General features: G+C 46.8%; 2 protein-coding genes. Both read right to left on the bottom strand.

Features of this window, described 5'->3' with window-relative positions:
* Nucleotides 1–155 precede the first annotated feature (155 nt).
* Complete coding sequence (gene ribA / locus ACTHUE_RS18740) at nucleotides 156–749, bottom strand: GTP cyclohydrolase II (RefSeq protein WP_107769243.1); 594 nt, start codon at nucleotides 747–749, stop codon at nucleotides 156–158.
* On the bottom strand, nucleotides 742–1,407 hold the full coding sequence (locus ACTHUE_RS18745) for a hypothetical protein (protein ID WP_199900368.1): 666 nt from the start codon (nucleotides 1,405–1,407) through the stop codon (nucleotides 742–744). Before ACTHUE_RS18745 ends, ribA begins: the two co-directional genes overlap by 8 nt.
* Nucleotides 1,408–1,487: the final 80 nt, after the last annotated feature.

Genomic DNA, 1,487 nt, shown 5'->3' on the forward strand with positions numbered 1-1,487 from the left:
CAGACGCTCTACCAACTGAGCTAATCACCCGATAAGCCGACATTAAATCAAAAAATCAGGCTACGCGCAAGGTTTTTATTTAAATAAAAATATATCCCATTGAAAGAATATAGAATATTTTATTTAACCGCAAAAATTACCGATATACCGTTCTATCAATCGAAAATCAAATGCCCCAATTTATCCGCTTTAGTATGCAGATAACGTTCATTTTCCACATTTTCGCCGACATGTAATGCAATCCGTTCAACCACATTAATGCCGGAATCTTTCAACGTTTGGATTTTTTCAGGATTATTGGTCAACAACCTGACCTCCCGAATATGCAGATAATCATAAATCTGCTTGGCTAAAGTGAAGTCGCGCGCATCAACAGGAAGGCCGAGCGCTACATTGGCTTCAACCGTATCCAAGCCCTGATCTTGCAGACGATAAGCACGGATTTTGTTTATCAAACCAATGCCCCTGCCTTCTTGGCGCAAATATACGATAACGCCACGCCCTTCTTTCTGAACAACCTGCATCGCCGCTTGAAGCTGAGGGCCGCAATCACATTTCACCGAAAATAAAGCATCGCCGGTCAAGCACTCGGAATGGATACGCGACAACACAGGCAGGCCGTCTGAAACATCGCCCATCGTCAATGCGACATGTTCCTGACCGCCCTCTTCTTCAAAGCCGTGCATGGTAAACTCGCCCCATTCCGTAGGCAAACGGCATGACGCAACAAACTTCAAGGCATTACTCATTTTCCGCTTCCTCTTTTTCAGCCACGCCCAACAGATTTTTCAAAGAATCCGACAGAGCCAAGGCAAGGGCAATCCAAGCCACCAATACTTCATCAGGCGCACCGTCTTTGACATCAAACTCGGCATGCACCACACCCAAAACCGCACCGCTGGGCATACAGACAGGAACAGAAATCTGACTCAAGCCGGGATGATTGCGTTCGTCCGACAGCTCACCAATTTCCTGCCAATACGCCACATTCTGACAAACATTCATCCAACCGCTTTGCGCCGTACGCACAGCCAAAAAAGCCCGTCCGGCCTGCTCATCGATTGGAATCACATTTTCCAACGGCACGCCCCAACGGCTCAGTCGAACCAGCGACAACGCGCCATCTTTCGGGAAAGCTGTATAAACTGCTGCGCTTTTCAAATGCTCAGTGCGCTCGGCAACCGAATCCAAAGCCATAAAAATCTGTTTCAGCAACAATTCATGTTCGGCATCAACATAATCCGCCAACTGCCAACCGTCTTCAGACGGCCACAAAATCGAACGCTCAACCGAAGCATTGCCCATTTTAATCACAGCCTGGGCAGTCAAATAAGCAACATGTATCTCATCCGCAGGCAATTTCAAACCTTGCGTCTGCAAAAAATCTTTAATCAATAAAGCAGGCATCTGCCCTTCCTCACCAATAGTAAAGTTGAGGCCGTCTGAAAACAAACCCTGCTTTCAGACGGCCGGAATAAACCATTATA

It is taken from the genome of Neisseria sp. P0021.S005 (assembly GCF_051956955.1).

What these genes read in the sequence shown, in the direction of transcription:
- ribA (WP_107769243.1), bottom strand. Translation starts at nt 749, where the DNA reads ATGAGTAATGCCTTGAAGTTTGTTGCGTCATGCCGTTTGCCTACGGAA.
- ACTHUE_RS18745 (WP_199900368.1), bottom strand. Translation starts at nt 1,407, where the DNA reads ATGCCTGCTTTATTGATTAAAGATTTTTTGCAGACGCAAGGTTTGAAA.